13 protein-coding genes are annotated in these 15,891 nt (G+C 71.1%); 3 read left to right on the top strand and 10 right to left on the bottom strand.

What is annotated here, in order from left to right; all coding sequences use genetic code 11:
• Positions 1-397: 397 nt before the first annotated feature.
• The 5 genes from alaS to C1I98_RS09400 form a co-directional block, all read right to left on the bottom strand.
• Positions 398-3,070, bottom strand: a complete 2,673-nt coding sequence (gene alaS / locus C1I98_RS09380) for an alanine--tRNA ligase (RefSeq protein ID WP_111166687.1) — start codon at positions 3,068-3,070, stop codon at positions 398-400.
• 1 nt (position 3,071) lies between these two features.
• Complete coding sequence (locus C1I98_RS09385; protein ID WP_111166688.1) at positions 3,072-3,335, bottom strand: hypothetical protein; 264 nt, start codon at positions 3,333-3,335, stop codon at positions 3,072-3,074.
• The gene (locus tag C1I98_RS09390; RefSeq protein WP_111166689.1) at positions 3,332-3,724 is read right to left on the bottom strand and encodes a DUF948 domain-containing protein; all 393 of its coding nucleotides are present in this window, start codon (positions 3,722-3,724) and stop codon (positions 3,332-3,334) included. Before C1I98_RS09390 ends, C1I98_RS09385 begins: the two co-directional genes overlap by 4 nt.
• Before the next feature lie 117 nt (positions 3,725-3,841).
• On the bottom strand, positions 3,842-5,158 hold the full coding sequence (locus C1I98_RS09395) for a replication-associated recombination protein A (RefSeq protein ID WP_111166690.1): 1,317 nt from the start codon (positions 5,156-5,158) through the stop codon (positions 3,842-3,844).
• 35 nt (positions 5,159-5,193) lie between these two features.
• Entirely contained in the window at positions 5,194-5,649 is a 456-nt protein-coding gene (locus tag C1I98_RS09400) for a DUF2231 domain-containing protein (RefSeq protein ID WP_111166691.1), read from the bottom strand.
• A 211-nt stretch (positions 5,650-5,860) separates the two neighbouring features.
• Between C1I98_RS09400 and C1I98_RS09405 the strand changes: the two genes are divergently transcribed.
• Positions 5,861-6,763, top strand: coding sequence for a peptidylprolyl isomerase (locus C1I98_RS09405; protein WP_111166692.1), 903 nt, complete (start codon positions 5,861-5,863; stop codon positions 6,761-6,763).
• A 73-nt stretch (positions 6,764-6,836) separates the two neighbouring features.
• On the opposite strand, the gene aspS is transcribed toward C1I98_RS09405, so the two are convergent.
• From aspS to C1I98_RS09420, 3 genes are read right to left on the bottom strand one after another with little or no spacing between them, the layout of a single operon-like run.
• Positions 6,837-8,588, bottom strand: a complete 1,752-nt coding sequence (gene aspS / locus C1I98_RS09410) for an aspartate--tRNA ligase (protein ID WP_111166693.1) — start codon at positions 8,586-8,588, stop codon at positions 6,837-6,839.
• Entirely contained in the window at positions 8,585-9,853 is a 1,269-nt protein-coding gene (hisS, locus tag C1I98_RS09415) for a histidine--tRNA ligase (protein WP_111166694.1), read from the bottom strand. Before hisS ends, aspS begins: the two co-directional genes overlap by 4 nt.
• A complete protein-coding gene (locus C1I98_RS09420) occupies positions 9,854-10,534 on the bottom strand; it encodes an MBL fold metallo-hydrolase (RefSeq protein WP_111166695.1) in 681 nt (226 codons plus the stop codon).
• Positions 10,535-10,685: 151 nt separating this feature from the next.
• On the opposite strand from C1I98_RS09420, the gene C1I98_RS09425 reads away from it, so the two are divergent.
• Positions 10,686-11,507 (top strand): peptidylprolyl isomerase, encoded by an 822-nt coding sequence (locus tag C1I98_RS09425; protein WP_233507590.1) that lies wholly within the window; start codon positions 10,686-10,688, stop codon positions 11,505-11,507.
• A gap of 43 nt (positions 11,508-11,550) precedes the next feature.
• Positions 11,551-12,780: a DUF349 domain-containing protein gene (locus C1I98_RS09430; protein WP_111166699.1), complete on the top strand. Its 1,230-nt coding sequence runs from the start codon at positions 11,551-11,553 to the stop codon at positions 12,778-12,780.
• Between the two features lie 145 nt (positions 12,781-12,925).
• Here C1I98_RS09430 and C1I98_RS09435 read toward each other — a convergent pair whose 3' ends face one another.
• Together C1I98_RS09435 and C1I98_RS09440 are read right to left on the bottom strand one after the other, a co-directional pair.
• Positions 12,926-15,112 (bottom strand): RelA/SpoT family protein, encoded by a 2,187-nt coding sequence (locus C1I98_RS09435; protein ID WP_111166696.1) that lies wholly within the window; start codon positions 15,110-15,112, stop codon positions 12,926-12,928.
• A gap of 235 nt (positions 15,113-15,347) precedes the next feature.
• On the bottom strand, positions 15,348-15,872 hold the full coding sequence (locus tag C1I98_RS09440) for an adenine phosphoribosyltransferase (protein WP_199536824.1): 525 nt from the start codon (positions 15,870-15,872) through the stop codon (positions 15,348-15,350).
• Between the last annotated feature and the right edge of the window lie 19 nt (positions 15,873-15,891).

The raw sequence follows: 15,891 nt of genomic DNA on the forward strand, positions 1-15,891 counted from the left end.
CCGCCGGACCGTGCGCCACAGGCACGCGTGAAACCCCGCCGCCCGCAGAGCCGCATGCCGCACGCGCAAGTGAAAGGCCCCCGCCCTCGAGACCGCGTACCACAGACGCGAGTGAAACTCCCACGCGCCCAAGGCTGTATACCGCACGCACGAGTCAAATCCCGCCGCACGCCGGACCGCGTAGCGCGGGCGCGAGTGAAACTCCCCTCCGCCCAAGGCCGCGTACCGCACGTACGGGTGAGAGCCCGCCGTCCGCAGGGCCGCGTGCAGCGCGTACGAGGGGAAGCCCCCCGCGTGCCACAGGCACGGGTGAAAGACCCCCGTCTGTAGACGGACGCACCGTGTGCCTCCGGCCCCCCGGCCGCCGGAACGTGGCACACGGCGCGCCTGCTTTCGCTCACGCGAGTCGCTGGGCCACCGCGGAGCGCACCGCGTGGAGGGCGTCGCCGATGGACTCGGGGCGGGCCCCGCCGCCCTGGGCCACGTCGTCCTTGCCGCCGCCCCCGCCGCCGAGTTCCTTGGCGGCCACGCCGACCAGGCGGCCCGCGGACAGGCCGAGGGCGCGGCCCTGCTCGTTGACCGCGGCCACCACCACCGGGCGCTCGGCGGGCACGCCCGCGATCACCACGACGGCGGCGCGGTCGGCGGGGAACCTGCCCCGCACATCCAGCGTCAGCTTGCGCAGGTCGTCGGCGGAAGTGCCGTCGGGCGCCCGGTGGGTCACCACGGACGCGCCGCTGACGTCGGCCGCCCCCGCGGCCAACTCGCCCGCCACCGCGAGCACCTGCGCCGAGCGCAGGCGCTCAAGCTCCTTCTCCGCGGCGCGCAGCCGCCCGACGATGCCCTCGACCCGCTCGGGCAGCTCTTCCCTGCGGGCCTTGAGCTGCTCGCTGAGCTGGGCGACCAGCACGCTCTCGCGGGCCAGGAAGCGGAAGGCGTCCAGCCCCACCAGGGCCTCAACCCGGCGCACACCCGCGCCGATGGACGACTCGCCGAGCACCTTGACCAGCCCGAGGTGGCCGGAACTGGCCACGTGGGTGCCGCCGCACAGCTCTCGGGAGTAGTCGCCGACCTCGACGATGCGCACCTCGTCGCCGTACTTCTCGCCGAACAGCGCCAGCGCGCCCATCGCCCGCGCCTCGCGCTGGGTGGTGTAGAACGCGTTGACCACCAGGTCGTTGATCAGGACGGCGTTGACCTCGTCCTCGACGTCGCGCAGCACGCTGGGCGGCACCGCGCCCGCCGCGGTGAAGTCGAACCGGAAGCGGCCAGGGGAGTTTTCCGACCCGGCCTGCGCGGCCGACTCACCGAGCGCGTTGCGGAAGCCGCGGTGCACCAGGTGGGTGGCGGTGTGGCTGCGCGAGATGGCGCGGCGGCGCTCGACGTCGATCTCGGCCTGGGCCTGGTCGCCCACCCGGACCTCGCCGGTGCGCACCTTGCCCCGGTGCACGATCAGCCCGGCGAGCGGGGACTGCACATCCACGATGTCGACCTCGGCCCCGGCCGTGCGGATGACGCCCTGGTCGGCGAGCTGGCCACCGCCCTCGGCGTAGAACGGGGTGCGGCTCAGCACGATCTCGACGGTCGTGCCGGCGCCCGCGGCCGGCACCGCGGCGCTGTCGATCATGATGCCGGCGACCTCGCTCTCGGCCACCGTCTGGTCGTAGCCCAGGAACTCGACCCGGCCCGCGCGCTCCAGGAGCTGGCCGAGCACGGAGATGTCGGCGTTGCCGGTCTTCTTCGCGGCGGCGTCGGCCTTGGCCCGCTCCCGCTGCTCGCGCATCAGCCGGCGGAAGCCCTCCTCATCCACCTTCAGGCCCTGCTCGGCGGCCATCTCCAAGGTGAGGTCGATCGGGAAGCCGTAGGTGTCGTGGAGCTGGAACGCCTGAGTGCCGGCCAGCACCTGGCCGCCCTTGCGCTTGGTCTCCTCCACCGCCACGTCGAAGATCGCGGTGCCGGTGCGCAGCGTGCCCAGGAAGGACGCCTCCTCGGCGTCGATCACGCCGTGGATCTGCGGGGCGTCGGCCACCAGCTCGGGGTACTGGCGCCCCATGACGTCGATGGCGACCGCGGTCAGCTCGTGCATGTAGCGCTCGTCGCCGGAGCCGAGCAGCCGCAGGTTGCGGATCGAGCGGCGCAGGATGCGGCGCAGCACGTAGCCGCGGCCCTCGTTGCCCAGCATCACCCCGTCGGCGACCAGCATCGTGCCGGTGCGGACGTGGTCGGCGACCACGCGCAGGCTGACGTCGGCGCGCGGGTCGCGGCCGTAGCGGGTGCGGGTGAGGTCGGCCGCGCGGTCCAGGATCTTGTAGGTGGTGTCGATCTCGTAGATGTTGTCGACGCCCTGCAGGATCGCCGCCATGCGCTCGAGGCCCATGCCGGTGTCGATGTTCTTGGCCGGCAGCTCGCCCTGCACGTCGAAGTCGATCTTGGTGCGCACCTCGGAGAGCTGCGCCTGCATGAAGACGAGGTTCCACACTTCGAGGTAGCGGTTCTCGTCGGCGACCGGGCCGCCCTCACGGCCGTACTCGGGGCCGCGGTCGTAGTAGATCTCCGAGCAGGGACCGCCCGGGCCGGGGACGCCCATGTGCCAGTAGTTGTCGGCCAGCCCGCGGCGCTGGATGCGCTCCATCGGGACGCCGACCTTGCCGTGCCACAGCGCGACGGCCTCGTCGTCGTCTTCGTAGACGGTGACCCACAGCCGCTCTTCGGGGAAGGCGAAGCCGCCGTCGGACTCCGAGCGGGTCAGCAGCTCCCAGGCGAACGGGATGGCCCCGTCCTTGAAGTAGTCGCCGAAGGAGAAGTTGCCGAGCATCTGGAAGAAGGTGGCGTGCCTGGTGGTCTTGCCGACCTCGTCGATGTCGGGAGTGCGGACGCACTTCTGGGCGGTGGTGAGCCGGTTGGCGGGGGGCTTGCGCTGGCCGAGGAAGTAGGGCTTGAACGGCACCATGCCCGCGTTGACGAGCAGCAGCGTCGGGTCCTCGGCGACCAGGCTGGCCGAGGGCACGATGGTGTGCCCACGCTCCTCGAAGAAGCGCAGGAAGCGGCGGGCGATCTCTGCCGACTCCATGTCAGCGGCCGTCCTTCAGGTAGTGGTTTGCAGGGAGGGTCGGGTCGATCCCCGTGTCCAGGCCGTATTCGGCCCGAAGCTCGATTTCGCGCTTGGCCGCCGCCTCCATGGCGTCGCCGGCGAAGTCGCGCAGCCCGGCCATGGCGCCGGTGACCCGGCCGGCGGCGCGGTGCGCGATGTGGTCGGGTTGCAGGGCGCGCAGCCTGCGCATCACCCAGACGGCGGCGAGCGCGCCCAGGGAGAGGTAGAACAGCCTGCGGATCATCGCCGCCGCCGCCCTGCCGGCAGGGGCCGCCGGTGCGGATCGCGGCGCGCGGCGGCGGCGCGGCGCACCCCGTGGCCGAGCGCGGAGACTTTGATCAGCGGGCCGGTGACCAGTGTGGAGGCGATGGCGCTGAGCCGCGCGAGGTGGCCGCTGACCTGCTTGACGTCGGTGGAGATGGCCTCGACGGCGACCAGCCGACGGTTGGCCTCGCCGACGGTGGCCGTGACGTCGTCGAGCAGCGGCGCGACCCGGTCGCCCAGCTCGGAGACCATCTTGGTGGTCTCGTTCAGCAGCCGGGCGACCTTGACGAGCACCATGGCAAGAAAGCAGACCAGGATCGCCCAGAACATGGCGACCACCAGGCCCGCGACCTCTCCCGCGGTAAGCATCTGTGGTTCAGATCCCCTCGTTGGCGACCCGGCTCACTGTCGAGCGGAGTGGAAAGACCCTATCGTGCCGGGACGACAGCCCGGCGCCTATCCGTCGATGGTACGGCTCCGGCCGGATCACCCCTGACCGCCACCCCGCAGGAAGGCGCGGATCCTGGCCCAGCGGTCGGCGAACCCGGCCTCGGCGCCGTGGGAGGTCGGCTCGTAGTAGCGGCGGTCGCGCAGCTCGGCGGGTGCGTAGTCCTGGCGGACCAGCCCGTGCTCGAAGTCGTGCGGGTACTTGTAGCCCTGTCCGTGGCCGAGCTTGCCGGCCCCCGGGTAGTGCGCGTCGCGCAGGTGGACGGGGACCTGGCCGATCGACCCCCGCGAGACGTCTGCGCAGGCTTCGCCGATGGCCTTGATCACGGCGTTGGACTTCGGCGCGAGCGCGCAGTGGATCACCGCCTGGGCCAGGTTGAGCCGGCCCTCGGGCAGGCCGATGAACTCCACCGCCTGCGCCGCGGCCACCGCGACCTGCAGGCAGGTGGGGTCGGCCATGCCGACGTCTTCGGAGGCGAAGATGACGATGCGCCTGGCGATGAACCGCGGATCCTCCCCGGCCTCCACCATACGGGCCAGGTAGTGCAGCGCGGCGTCGGCGTCGGAGCCGCGCATCGACTTGATGAAGGCGCTGATCACGTCGTAGTGCTGGTCGCCCTGGCGGTCGTAGCGGACCGCCGCCTTGTCCACCGCGCGTTCGACGACCTCGACGGTGATGTCGTCGGCCAGCAGGGCGGCGGCCTCGAGGTAGGTGAGGGAGCGGCGGGCGTCGCCGCCGGCCAGCCGTACGAGCTGGTCCAGCGCTTCGGGCGCGAGGCGGGCCCGGCCGTCGAGGCCGCGCGGGTCGCCGACGGCGCGCTCCAGCACCGCGCGCACGTCGTCGTCGGACAGCGACTCCAAGGTGAGCAGCAGCGAGCGGGACAGCAGCGGCGAGATGACGGAGAAGAACGGGTTTTCGGTGGTGGCGCCGATGAAGGTGACCCAGCGGTTCTCCACCGCGGGCAGCAGGGCGTCCTGCTGGGCCTTGTTGAAGCGGTGGACCTCATCGACGAACAGGACCGTCTGCCGCCCGGTCATGCCCAGCTCGCGCCGCGCCGAGTCGATGGCGGCGCGTACGTCCTTGACCCCGGCCGACACGGCGGAGACCTCGACGAAGCGGCGCTTGGTGACGCCCGCGACGACGTAGGCGAGGGTGGTCTTGCCGGTGCCCGGCGGCCCCCACAGGAAGAGCGACATGGGCGCCTCGCTCTCCACCAGCCGACGCAGGGGGGTGCCCTGGCCGAGCAGATGACGCTGGCCCAGCACCTCGTCGAGGGTGCGCGGACGCATGCGCACCGCGAGCGGCTCCTGCCCGCGATGCGCCTCCTCCGCCGCCGAATCGAACAGACTGTCCACTGGCAGCAGCCTACCGGCGTCCGCGCTCCTCGCGGTCAGCCCCAGACGGCGATCGCGCCCGTGTGACCGGCGCGGATCACGTAGAAGCCGGCCGCCAGGGAGAGCAGCACGGTCACGCCGGACAGCGCCGCCGCGGGGACCTTGCCCAGCCGCGGCCCGGCGAGGACCATCAGCAGCCCGGCCAGGCCGAGCCCCGTGGTGGTCCACAGCAGCGGTGTGGCGAAGCCCTCGTGGTCGCCGATGGTCGCGGCCATCGGGCCGGGGACGCCGTCGGGGAACAGGTGGTCCTTCAGCGCCAGGCCGCTCTGCCTCGCGGCGAAGACGGACGCGGGGGCGGCGATGGAGAGCGCCACCACTGCCCAGCCGAGTCGCGGGCGCCAGGCGGTGACCAGCGCGTAGGCGGCGCAGAGGAGTGCGGCCAGCGGGGCCAGGACGACCGCGGCGTGGATGATCAGGGGGTGGGCCGGGAGGCCGAAAAGCTGCTCGAACATGCGATGCTCCTGGTGCGAGCGGGGGCACGATGGGTGCGCCGTGGTGTACAGGCCGTTTCCAGCAATACGGATGCCGGGCCTCCATCGGTTCCCGGTCTCCCGGATCTCTCCGGCACATCGGGCAAATTGCGGCTCTTACGTATTCCACATCTCGGGGCCGGTACGATTCGCCGAGTTGTACGTCAAGCAATCCATCCTGGAGGAAACAGCGGTGAGCGGCGACGACCGTCAGAGCGAGCTGGCGCAGCAGCACAAACAGCGGCAGGCTCAGCGGGCCGCCGAGGAGCGCAGGGCGAGCGCCAGGGCGAAGCGGAACGTCACCGTCGGGGCGGGGATCGGAGTCGTGGTCGTGGCGGGCGGGGTCATCGCCGCCATGACGCTGCTCGGCGGGGGCGACGCGGGCACGGCGGCGACCACCGCCGCGAAGTCCCCATCGCCCTCGACGCCGGTGACCACCCCGTCCATCGGCCCGACCGCCGGCGGCAAGCCGGGCACCTGCGAATACCGCAAAGACGACAGCGGGAGCCCGGCCAAGGACGTGGGCAGGCCGCCGAGCAAGCCCAACCTTAAGTGGAAGACCATGACGATCGAGACCAACCAGGGCGACATCGTCATCGATCTGGCGACCGACAAGGCGCCCTGCACGGTCAACTCCTTCGCCTACCTGGCCAAGAAGAACTTCTTCGACGGCACCCGGTGTCACCGGCTGGCCGCGCCCGCCACCACCGGCCTGGCGCTGCTCCAGTGCGGCGACCCGTTCGCCAAGGGGGACGGCAAGTCCAAGACGGACGGCGCGGGCGGCAGCGGCTACCTCTTCAACGACGAGAACCTCGGCGGGATGTCCTACGACCGGGGCACGGTGTTCATGGCGCAGGGCGCCGAGGACGCCAACTCCAACGGCAGCCAGTTCGCCATCTCCTACGCCAACGACACGACGGCCCTCGACGCCCAGCCGGCCTACACGCCGTTCGGCAAGGTGAGCAAGGGGATGGACGTGATCGACAAGATCGTCAAGGGCGGCTGGATCACCAACGAGGGGGACGCCCGGGACGAGGGCGGCTCGCACGCCCCCAAGCTCCCGGTCATCGTGAAGGACCTGCGCCTGGCCAGGTAGCGGACGCGATGCGGAAGGCCGCCGCCCCGGTGAGGGGCGGCGGCCTTCCGTCGTCAGCGGGGGCCGCGAGCCGTCACGCGGTCGCGGCGCCCTCCTCCTCGCGCGGGCGGGCGTCCACGCCGGCCTCCTTGCGCTGGTCGGCGGTGATCGGGCTGGGCGCGCCGGTCAGCGGGTCGAAGCCGGAGGCGGTCTTGGGGAAGGCGATCACGTCCCGGATCGACTCGCCGCCGGCCAGCAGCATGCAGATGCGGTCCCAGCCGTAGGCGATGCCGCCGTGCGGCGGCGGGCCGTACTTGAACGCCTCCAACAGGAACCCGAACTTGCTCTCCGCCTCCTCCTTGGAGATGCCCAGCACGTCGAAGACCCGCTGCTGCATCTCGGCCCGGTGGATACGGATGGAGCCGCCGCCGATCTCCATGCCGTTGCAGACCATGTCGTAGGCGTAGGCCAGGGCCTCGGCCGGGTGGTCTTGGAAGTTGTCGGCCCACTCGGGCTTGGGGCCGGTGAAGGGGTGGTGGACGGCCGTCCAGCCCCCCTCGCCGTCGTCTTCGAACATGGGGGCGTCCACGACCCACAGGAACGACCACTGCGACTCGTCGATCAGCCCGCACCGACGGCCGATCTCCAGGCGGGCCGCGCCGAGCAGCTCACGCGAATCGGAGGGCTTGCCCGCCGCGAAGAAGACGGCGTCGCCCGGCCGCGCCCCGGTCTGGCCCGCCAGGCCCGCCAGCTCGGCCTCTGAGAGGTTCTTGGCCACCGGCCCGCTCAGGGTGCCGTCCTGCTGCACGAGCACGTAGGCGAGGCCCCTGGCGCCGCGGGCCTTGGCCCAGTCCTGCCAGGCGTCCAGCTCGCGGCGGGTCTGCCCGGCCCCGCCCGGCATCACCACGGCGCCGACGTAGGGGGCCTGGAAGACCCGGAAGGAGGTGCCGGAGAAGTATCCGGTCATGTCCACCAGCTCGCACCCGAAGCGCAGGTCGGGCTTGTCGGAGCCGTAGCGGGCCATGGCGTCGGCGTAGGTCATCCGGGGCAGCGGCGTGGACAGCTCGTGACCGGCGATCTCCTTCCACAGCCGCCCGACCAGCGCCTCGCCCAGCGCGATGACGTCGTCCTGGTCGACGAAGGACATCTCCACGTCGATCTGGGTGAACTCGGGCTGCCGGTCGGCGCGCAAATCCTCGTCGCGGTAGCACTTGGCGAGCTGGTAGTAGCGCTCCAGCCCGGAGACCATCAGAAGCTGCTTGAAGAGCTGCGGGGACTGCGGCAGCGCGTACCAGTGGCCCGGCTGCAGGCGGACCGGCACCAGGAAGTCGCGGGCGCCCTCGGGCGTGGAACGGGTCAGCGAGGGCGTCTCGACGTAGACGAACCCGTGCTCGTCCATCACCTGGTGGGCCAGGTAGGTGGCCTTGGAGCGGATGCGCAGCGCCTCGGCCACCTGCGGGCGGCGGATGTCGAGGTAGCGGTACTTCAGCCGGGCCTCCTCCGAGACCCCCGTGCCGCCCTCGATGGGGAAGGGCAGCGGTGCGGCCTCACTGAGCACCGCCACCTCGTCGGCCACGACCTCGACCTCGCCGGTGGGCAGGTCGGGGTTCTCGTTGCCCTCGGGCCGCACGCGCACCTGGCCGACCACCCGCAGGCAGTATTCGGAGCGCAGGTCGTGGGCGACCTCGTCCTCCCTGAACACGACCTGGGCGCTGCCCGAGGAGTCGCGCAGGTCGATGAAGACGACGCCGCCGTGGTCACGGCGACGGGCCACCCATCCGGCCAGCGTCACCTGCCGGCCCGCGTGCTCCCTGCGGAGCGAGCCGGCCGTATGCGTGCGGATCACTGAATCTTCCCTTTCAAGACGTGGACGACCTGGGCCAGCGGCACCTCGGTCTGCTCCGCGGTGCTCAGGTCCTTCACCTGTACGGCCTGCGCCGCCAGGTCGCGCTCGCCCAGGATGAGCGCGAACCGCGCGCCCGAGCGGTCGGCGCCCTTCATGGCGCCCTTCAGGCCCTTGCCGCCGAAGGCCATGTCGGCGACCAGCCCGGCCGCGCGGATCTCGGCCAGCAGCCGGAACATCCGGCGGCGCGCCTCCTCGCCGAGCGGCACGCCGTACACCTGGACCGGGACGCCCCCGGCCGGGTCTTCGCCGCCGAACAGCCCCTCGGCCTCCATCGCGAGGACCGTGCGGTCGACCCCGATGGCCCAGCCGACCCCGGGCAGCGGCGGCCCGCCGATCATCTCGCTCAGCCCGTCGTAGCGGCCGCCGCCGCCGACGGCCGACTGTGAGCCGAGCCTGTCGTGGACGAACTCGAACGTGGTGCGCATGTAGTAGTCGAGCCCGCGGACCAGGCGGGGGTCGTCGGTGTAGGCCACCCCCAGGGCCGACAGCAGCGAGCGGACCTCCTCGTGGTAGGCCTTGCACGTCTCGCACAGGTGGTCGGTGACCAGCGGTGCGGCGGCGAGCCTGGCCTGGAGCTCCGGCCGGCCGTCGTCGAGCACGCGCAGCGGGTTGATCTCGGCCCGCCGCCGGGTCGGCTCGTCCAGGTCCAGGCCGGCCAGGAAGCCCTGCAGCGCCGCCCGGTAGGCGGGGCGGCACTCCTTGCAGCCCAGGGTGTTGAGCAGCAGGGTGACGCCGGTCAGGCCGAGCGCGGCGTAGCCCTCGGCGGCGAGCAGGATCACCTCGGCGTCGAGCGCCGGGTCATCGGCGCCCAGGGCCTCGATGCCGACCTGGGAGAAGTGGCGGTAGCGGCCACGCTGGGCGCGCTCGTAGCGGAAGTTGTTGCCCGAGTACCACAGCTTGACCGGCAGCCTGCCGTTGTGCAGGCCGTGCTGGAGCACCGCGCGCACGACCGGCGCGGTGCCCTCCGGGCGCAGCGTGATGGATCTGCCGCCCTTGTCGTCGAAGGTGTACATCTCCTTGGACACGATGTCGGTGGACTCGCCCACCCCCCGGGCGAACAGCGCGGTGTCCTCGAAGGTCGGCGTCTCGATGTAGCCGTAGCCGGCCCGGCGGGCGGGCGCGGACACGGCCTCGCGGACCCGCAGCGCGCGCTCCGAGCGCGGCGGCAGCCAGTCGAAGGTGCCCTTGGGCGATTGGAAGGCCATTCAGATCCCCCTGGTGGGACCGGCGAGGGGAACCGCCTCCGCCAGATACGGGTTGGCGGCGCGCTCCCGGCCGATCGTGGTCTGTGGTCCGTGGCCGGGCAGGACCACCGTCTCATCGGGCAGGGGGAGGCACTTGCCGGCGAGGCTGGTCAGGATCTGCCGGTAGTCGCCGCCGGGCAGGTCGGTACGGCCGATCGATCCTTGGAACAGCAGGTCGCCGGAGAACATCACCTGCTCCCCCGCGAGCCTGAAGCAGACCGATCCCGGAGTGTGGCCCGGAGTGTGGTCGACGGTGACCGACAGGCCGGCCAGTTCCATCACCGCGCCGTCGGCCAGTTCCCGCACGTCGTCGGGCTCGCTCAGGGTGAGCCCGCCGAAGATCTGCGCGGAGGCGGCCGAGAAGCCCTTGCCGGGATCGCTGAGCAGGTCGCGGTCTTCGGGGTGGATCCAGGCGGGAATGTCACGCGCCCCGCACACCGGGGCCACCGACCACACATGGTCGATGTGACCGTGGGTGAGCAGCACCGCGACCGGCTTGAGCCGATGCTCGCGCAGGACGTCGTCGAGGGCGCCGACGGCGTCCTGGCCAGGGTCGATGACCACGCACTCCTCGCCCGCGGCGGGAGCGACGACGTAACAGTTGGCCTGGAAGGCCCCTGCGGGAAAGCCGGCGATCAGCATCTGCCTCAGTTGATCTCGTCAAGAATGCGGATGGGAATGTAACCGAAGGGTACCGGTGCCGGTCGCCGGGCTGCGAACCATTAGGTGTTGGCCGATACGATTCGCCCACCTCAGTTAGTTCATCGGCGTGACACTCGAAGGGTGGACGGCAGTGGCAACCGGCAAGGAGCGGCAGCGACAGCTCGCGCGTGAGCACTACGAGCGTCAGATGCAACGGCGGATCGAGCGTCAGGCCAAGACCAAGCGCAACGCGGTCATCGGCTCCACGATCGGCGTCGTGGTGGTGATCGGAGGCGTGGTGGCCGCGGTCACGCTGATAGGCGGAGGCGATTCCCGGCCTCAGGCGGCGTCCAGCCCCTCTCCCTCTCCCTTGGACGCGACGAAGGTGAGCTGCTCCTATCCGGAGGACGCCAAGGGGGTGACCAAGAAGGTCGGCACTCCCCCGAGCAAGCCCGACCTGGCCGCGACCCAGATGGCTCTCAACACCAGCCAGGGCGAGATCGTCGTGGACATGCTGCCGATGAAGGCGCCGTGCACGGTCAACTCCTTCGCCTTCCTGGCGAGCAAGGACTACTTCGACGGCACCAGTTGCCATCGGCTGGTCACCCCGGAGACCGGCGGCCTGGCGATCCTGCAGTGCGGCGACCCGAAGGCCGAGGCCGACGGCAAGGGGACGACGGACGGCCAGGGCGGTCCCGGCTACAGCTTCGCCGACGAGAACCTGGGCGGCATGCCCTACGGCAGGGGCGTCGTGGCGATGGCCAACAGCGGCGAGAACACCAACGGCAGCCAGTTCTTCCTCATCTTCGGGGACGAGACCAAGTCTCTCCCCCCGAAGTACACCCCATTCGGTACCGTCAGCAAGGGAATGGACATCCTCGACAAGGTGGCCAAAGGTGGGTTCCTGGCGGACAACACCGCCCCGAAGGTGAAAGTCCAAATCAAAGACGTGACAATCTCTGGCAAGAGCTGACGTAATAGCCACATAGGTCAGGGACTATCAAGTGGAGGACACGGTGAGCACCGACCCGTGGGGCCGGGTAGACGACGACGGCACCGTCTACGTGCGTACGGCTGAGGGAGAGCGAGCCGTCGGGTCCTGGCAGGCCGGTGAGCCCGAAGAGGCGCTGGCCTACTTCCATCGCAAGTTCGAGGAGCTCGCCACCCAGGTCGAACTGCTCGAACAGCGGCTACGTGGCACCGACCTGCCCCCCGCGCAGGCCGAGGCGGGCATCATGAAGCTGCGCGAGGCGATCACGGACGCCCACGCCGTGGGCGACCTCGACACCCTCCTGACCCGCCTGGACACCCTGACCGACCTGGTGGCCAAGCGGCGCGAGGAGGTCAAGGCGGCCCGCGACCAGGCCCGCGCGGAGGCGCGGTCGGTCAAGGAGCGCATCGTCGGCGAGGCCGAGCGGATCGCCACCGAGACCACCCACTGGAAGTCCGGCGGCGAACGGCTGCGCCAGCTCGTCGAGGAGTGGAAGGCCGCCGACCGCATCGACCGCGTCACCGAGGCGGCGTTGTGGAAGCGGCTGTCGGCGGCCCGCACGGCGTTCGCCAAGCGGCGAAAGGTGTACTTCGCCGGGCTCGACGAGCAGCGCGAGGGCGTCCGCGCGGAGAAGGACCGCATCGTGGCCGAGGCCGAGGCCCTGGCCAGCTCCACCGACTGGGGGGCGACCGCGGCCGCCTACCGCGAGCTGATGCGCCAGTGGAAGGCGGCCGGCCGGGCCTCCCGCGAGGTCGAGGAGGAGCTGTGGACACGCTTCAAGGGCGCCCAGGACCAGTTCTTCCAGGCGCGGTCGGCGGTCTTCGCCGAGCGTGACGCGTCCCTGCGGGAGAACGCCGAGGTCAAGGAGCAGTTGCTGACCGAGGCCGAGAAGATCCTGCCGGTGACCGACGCGCGCACCGCCCGCGCCGCCCTGCGACACCTGCTGGAGCGCTGGGAGGCGGCCGGGCCGGTGCCCCGCGAGCTGCGCGACCGCCTCGAAGGCGGGCTGCGCCGGGTGGACGACGCGGTGCGCAAGGCCGAGGAGACGGAGTGGAAGCGCTCCAACCCCGAGGCCCGCGCCCGGGCCCAGGACACGGTCAACCAGTTGCGCCGCTCCATCGACCAGCTTGAGGCCCGCCTGTCCCAGGCGCGCGCCGCGGGCCGGGAGAAGGACGTCAGGGAGCACGAGGACGCGCTGACCGCCCGTAGGTCCTGGCTGGAGGAGGCCGAGCGCACGCTCGGGGAGTTCTCCTGAAGGGCCCGGCGCGCGCCGGTGGCGGTCCGGCCCGTCCAGCGGGCCTCTCCGAGCCCCTGGAAGGACCCCTGCCGGTCCGGCGCGCCACCCGCCACCCCGAACCACGGGTGGCGGCTTCGCGCGCCGTACGGACCGCCAGAGGGCGTCAGTTGTTCACCCGGTAGACGTCGTAGACCCCCTGCACGTTGCGCACGCCCTTGAGGACGTGCCCGAGGTGCTTGGGGTCGCCCATCTCAAAGGTGAACCTGCTCACCGCCACCCGGTCGCGGGAGGTCGCCACGGACGCCGACAGGATGTTGACGTGGTGGTCCGACAGCGTGCGGGTGACGTCGGACAGCAGCCGAGGCCGGTCCAGGGCCTCGACCTGGATGGCCACCAGGAAGACCGAGTCGTCGGCGGGCGACCAGCTCACCTCGACCAGGCGGTCCTGCTGGGCGCGCAACTGCTCCACGTTGGGGCAGTTCACCCGGTGGACCGAGACGCCGTGGCCGCGGGTGACGAATCCGAGGATGTCATCGCCGGGGACCGGCGTGCAGCAGCGCGACAGCCGTACCCAGACGTCCTGGTCGCCGGCCACGATCACGCCCGCGTTGGCACCGGTGCGCGGCCGCCCGCGCAGCCGGGTCGGGACGGACGCCTCGGCGATGTCCTCCTGGGCGCTGTCCACGCCGCCGATCGACTCGACCAGCTTGCCGACCACGGACTGGGCCGAGACATGGCCCTCGCCGACCGCCGCGTACAGCGCGGACACATCGGGGTAGCGCAGGTCGCGGGCCAGGGCGAGCAGGGCCTCCCCCGTCATCAGCCGTTGCAGCGGCAGCCCCTGCTTGCGCATCGCCCGGCCGATGGCCTCCTTGCCCGCCTCGATCGCGGTCTCGCGGCGCTCCTTGGAGAACCACTGGCGGATCTTGTTGCGGGCCCGGCCGCTCTTGACGAACTTCAGCCAGTCGCGCGACGGCCCGGCGTCCTGTGACTTGGAGGTGAAGATCTCCACCGTGTCGCCGTTGCCCAGCCGCGACTCCAGCGGCACCAGGCGGCCGTTGACCCGCGCGCCGATGCAGCGGTGGCCGACCTCGGTGTGGACGGCGTAGGCGAAGTCGACCGGGGTCGCCCCCTCGGGCAGCGCGATCACCTGGCCGCGCGGCGTGAAGACGTAGACCTCCGAGACCGAAAGGTCGAAGCGCAGCGACTCCAGGAACTCCCCGGGGTCGGAGGTCTCCTTCTGCCAGTCCAGGAGCTGCCGCAGCCAGGCCATGTCGCTGCCGGGCTTGACCTTGGCCCCGCCAGGTCCGGTGGCGGTGAGGTCTTCCTTGTACTTCCAGTGCGCGGCCACGCCGTACTCGGCCCTGTGGTGCATCGCGTGCGTGCGGATCTGCAGCTCGACCGTCTTGCCCTCGGGCCCGATGACCGTCGTGTGCAACGACTGGTACATGTTGAACTTGGGCATCGCGATGTAGTCCTTGAACCGCCCGGGAACCGGGTTCCACCTGGCGTGGATCGTTCCGAGGGCGGCATAGCAGTCGCGTACCGTGTCGACGAGCACCCGGATGCCCACCAGGTCGTAGATGTCGTCGAAGGCGACATCTCTGGCGATCATCTTCTGGTAGATCGAGTAGTAGTGCTTGGGGCGGCCCTTCACGGTGGCGCGGATCTTGGCTTCCCGCAGGTCGACCGCCACCTTCTCGATCACTTCCTGGAGGAACAGGTCGCGGCGCGGCGCGCGCTCGGAGACCATCCTGGCGATCTCGTCGTAGCGCTTGGGGTAGAGCAGCGCGAACGCGAGGTCCTCAAGCTCCCACTTGATGGTGTTCATGCCCAGGCGGTGGGCCAGCGGGGCGAAGATCTCCAGCGTCTCGCGGGACTTCTGCTCGCGCTTGCGCGGCGGCAGGTAACGCATCGTGCGCATGTTGTGCAGACGGTCGGCGAGCTTGATGACCAGCACGCGGATGTCGCGCGACATGGCCACGACCATCTTGCGCACGGTCTCGGCCTGGGCGGCGTCGCCGAACTTCACCTTGTCCAGCTTGGTCACGCCGTCCACCAGCAGCCCGACGCTGTCGCCGAAGTCGCGGCGCAGCTCCTCCAGGCTGTAGGCGGTGTCCTCGACGGTGTCGTGCAGCAGCGCGGCGCACAGGGTCTCGTCGTCGGTGCCCAGTTCGGCCAGGATGGTCGCGACCGCGAGCGGGTGGGTGATGTAGGGGTCGCCGCTCTTGCGCTTCTGGCCGCGGTGGTGGTGGGCGGCCACCTCGTAGGCGCGTTCGATGAGCCGCAGGTCGGCCTTCGGGTGCGTCGCCTTCACGGTGCGGAACAGAGGCTCGAGCACCGGGTTCATGGCCCCTCCCCCAAACCGCGACAGCCTGCCGCGCCGCGGCGGTGCCGCGGGGCGCTCCTGCCCGGCCCCCGGCGCACCGCCGACGGGGCCGCCTGGCGGGGCGGCGGGCCCGGGGGCCGCACCGCCTGCGGTCGACTCTGACACCACCACGTCACGGGGCACGCAGACTCCTCACGTTCGAGTCTAGATCCCTCAGTGTATCCACGCGGTTCACCGAGGTGGCGTCCCCGGGGGATCAGACGATCACAAGAGATCGCAGGTCGAGACCGGCGAGCCGGTCTCGACCGGCCAGGAAGGCCAGTTCCATCAGCACGGCCGCGCCGACGACCTCGGCTCCGGCCTCGCGTACCAGATCCACGGTCGCCCGCGCGGTCCCGCCGGTGGCGAGTACGTCATCGACGATGAGAACCCGTTCACCGGGCTCGAAGGCGTCTCGATGTACCTCCACGATTGCGGAGCCGTACTCCAGATCGTAGGACCTCTGCAGGGTTTCGGCGGGCAATTTGCCCTTTTTCCGTACCGGCACGAAGCCCGCGCCCGCCCGGTAGGCCACCGGCGCGGCCAGGATGAAGCCGCGCGCCTCGATACCGACGACCTTGTCGATCCCCTCGCACAGCCCGGCCAGTTCGTCCACCACCGCGCCGAAGGCCGTGTGGTCGGCGAGCAACGGGGTGATGTCCTTGAACACCACACCCGGCCGCGGGTAGTCGGGGACGTCGCGGATCCGTCGCAGGATCAGCTCGCTCAGCTCGCTCATTATCGGCCCGTCGTCGCAGGGG

Source organism: Spongiactinospora gelatinilytica (genome assembly GCF_003236385.1).
Taxonomy (GTDB): domain Bacteria; phylum Actinomycetota; class Actinomycetes; order Streptosporangiales; family Streptosporangiaceae; genus Spongiactinospora; species Spongiactinospora gelatinilytica.

Coding starts and splice junctions, on each gene's coding strand:
- alaS (WP_111166687.1), bottom strand. CDS start 3,070: ATGGAGTCGGCAGAGATCGCCCGCCGCTTCCTGCGCTTCTTCGAGGAG.
- C1I98_RS09385 (WP_111166688.1), bottom strand. CDS start 3,335: ATGATCCGCAGGCTGTTCTACCTCTCCCTGGGCGCGCTCGCCGCCGTC.
- C1I98_RS09390 (WP_111166689.1), bottom strand. CDS start 3,724: ATGCTTACCGCGGGAGAGGTCGCGGGCCTGGTGGTCGCCATGTTCTGG.
- C1I98_RS09400 (WP_111166691.1), bottom strand. CDS start 5,649: ATGTTCGAGCAGCTTTTCGGCCTCCCGGCCCACCCCCTGATCATCCAC.
- hisS (WP_111166694.1), bottom strand. CDS start 9,853: ATGGCCTTCCAATCGCCCAAGGGCACCTTCGACTGGCTGCCGCCGCGC.
- C1I98_RS09420 (WP_111166695.1), bottom strand. CDS start 10,534: ATGCTGATCGCCGGCTTTCCCGCAGGGGCCTTCCAGGCCAACTGTTAC.
- C1I98_RS09435 (WP_111166696.1), bottom strand. CDS start 15,112: ATGAACCCGGTGCTCGAGCCTCTGTTCCGCACCGTGAAGGCGACGCAC.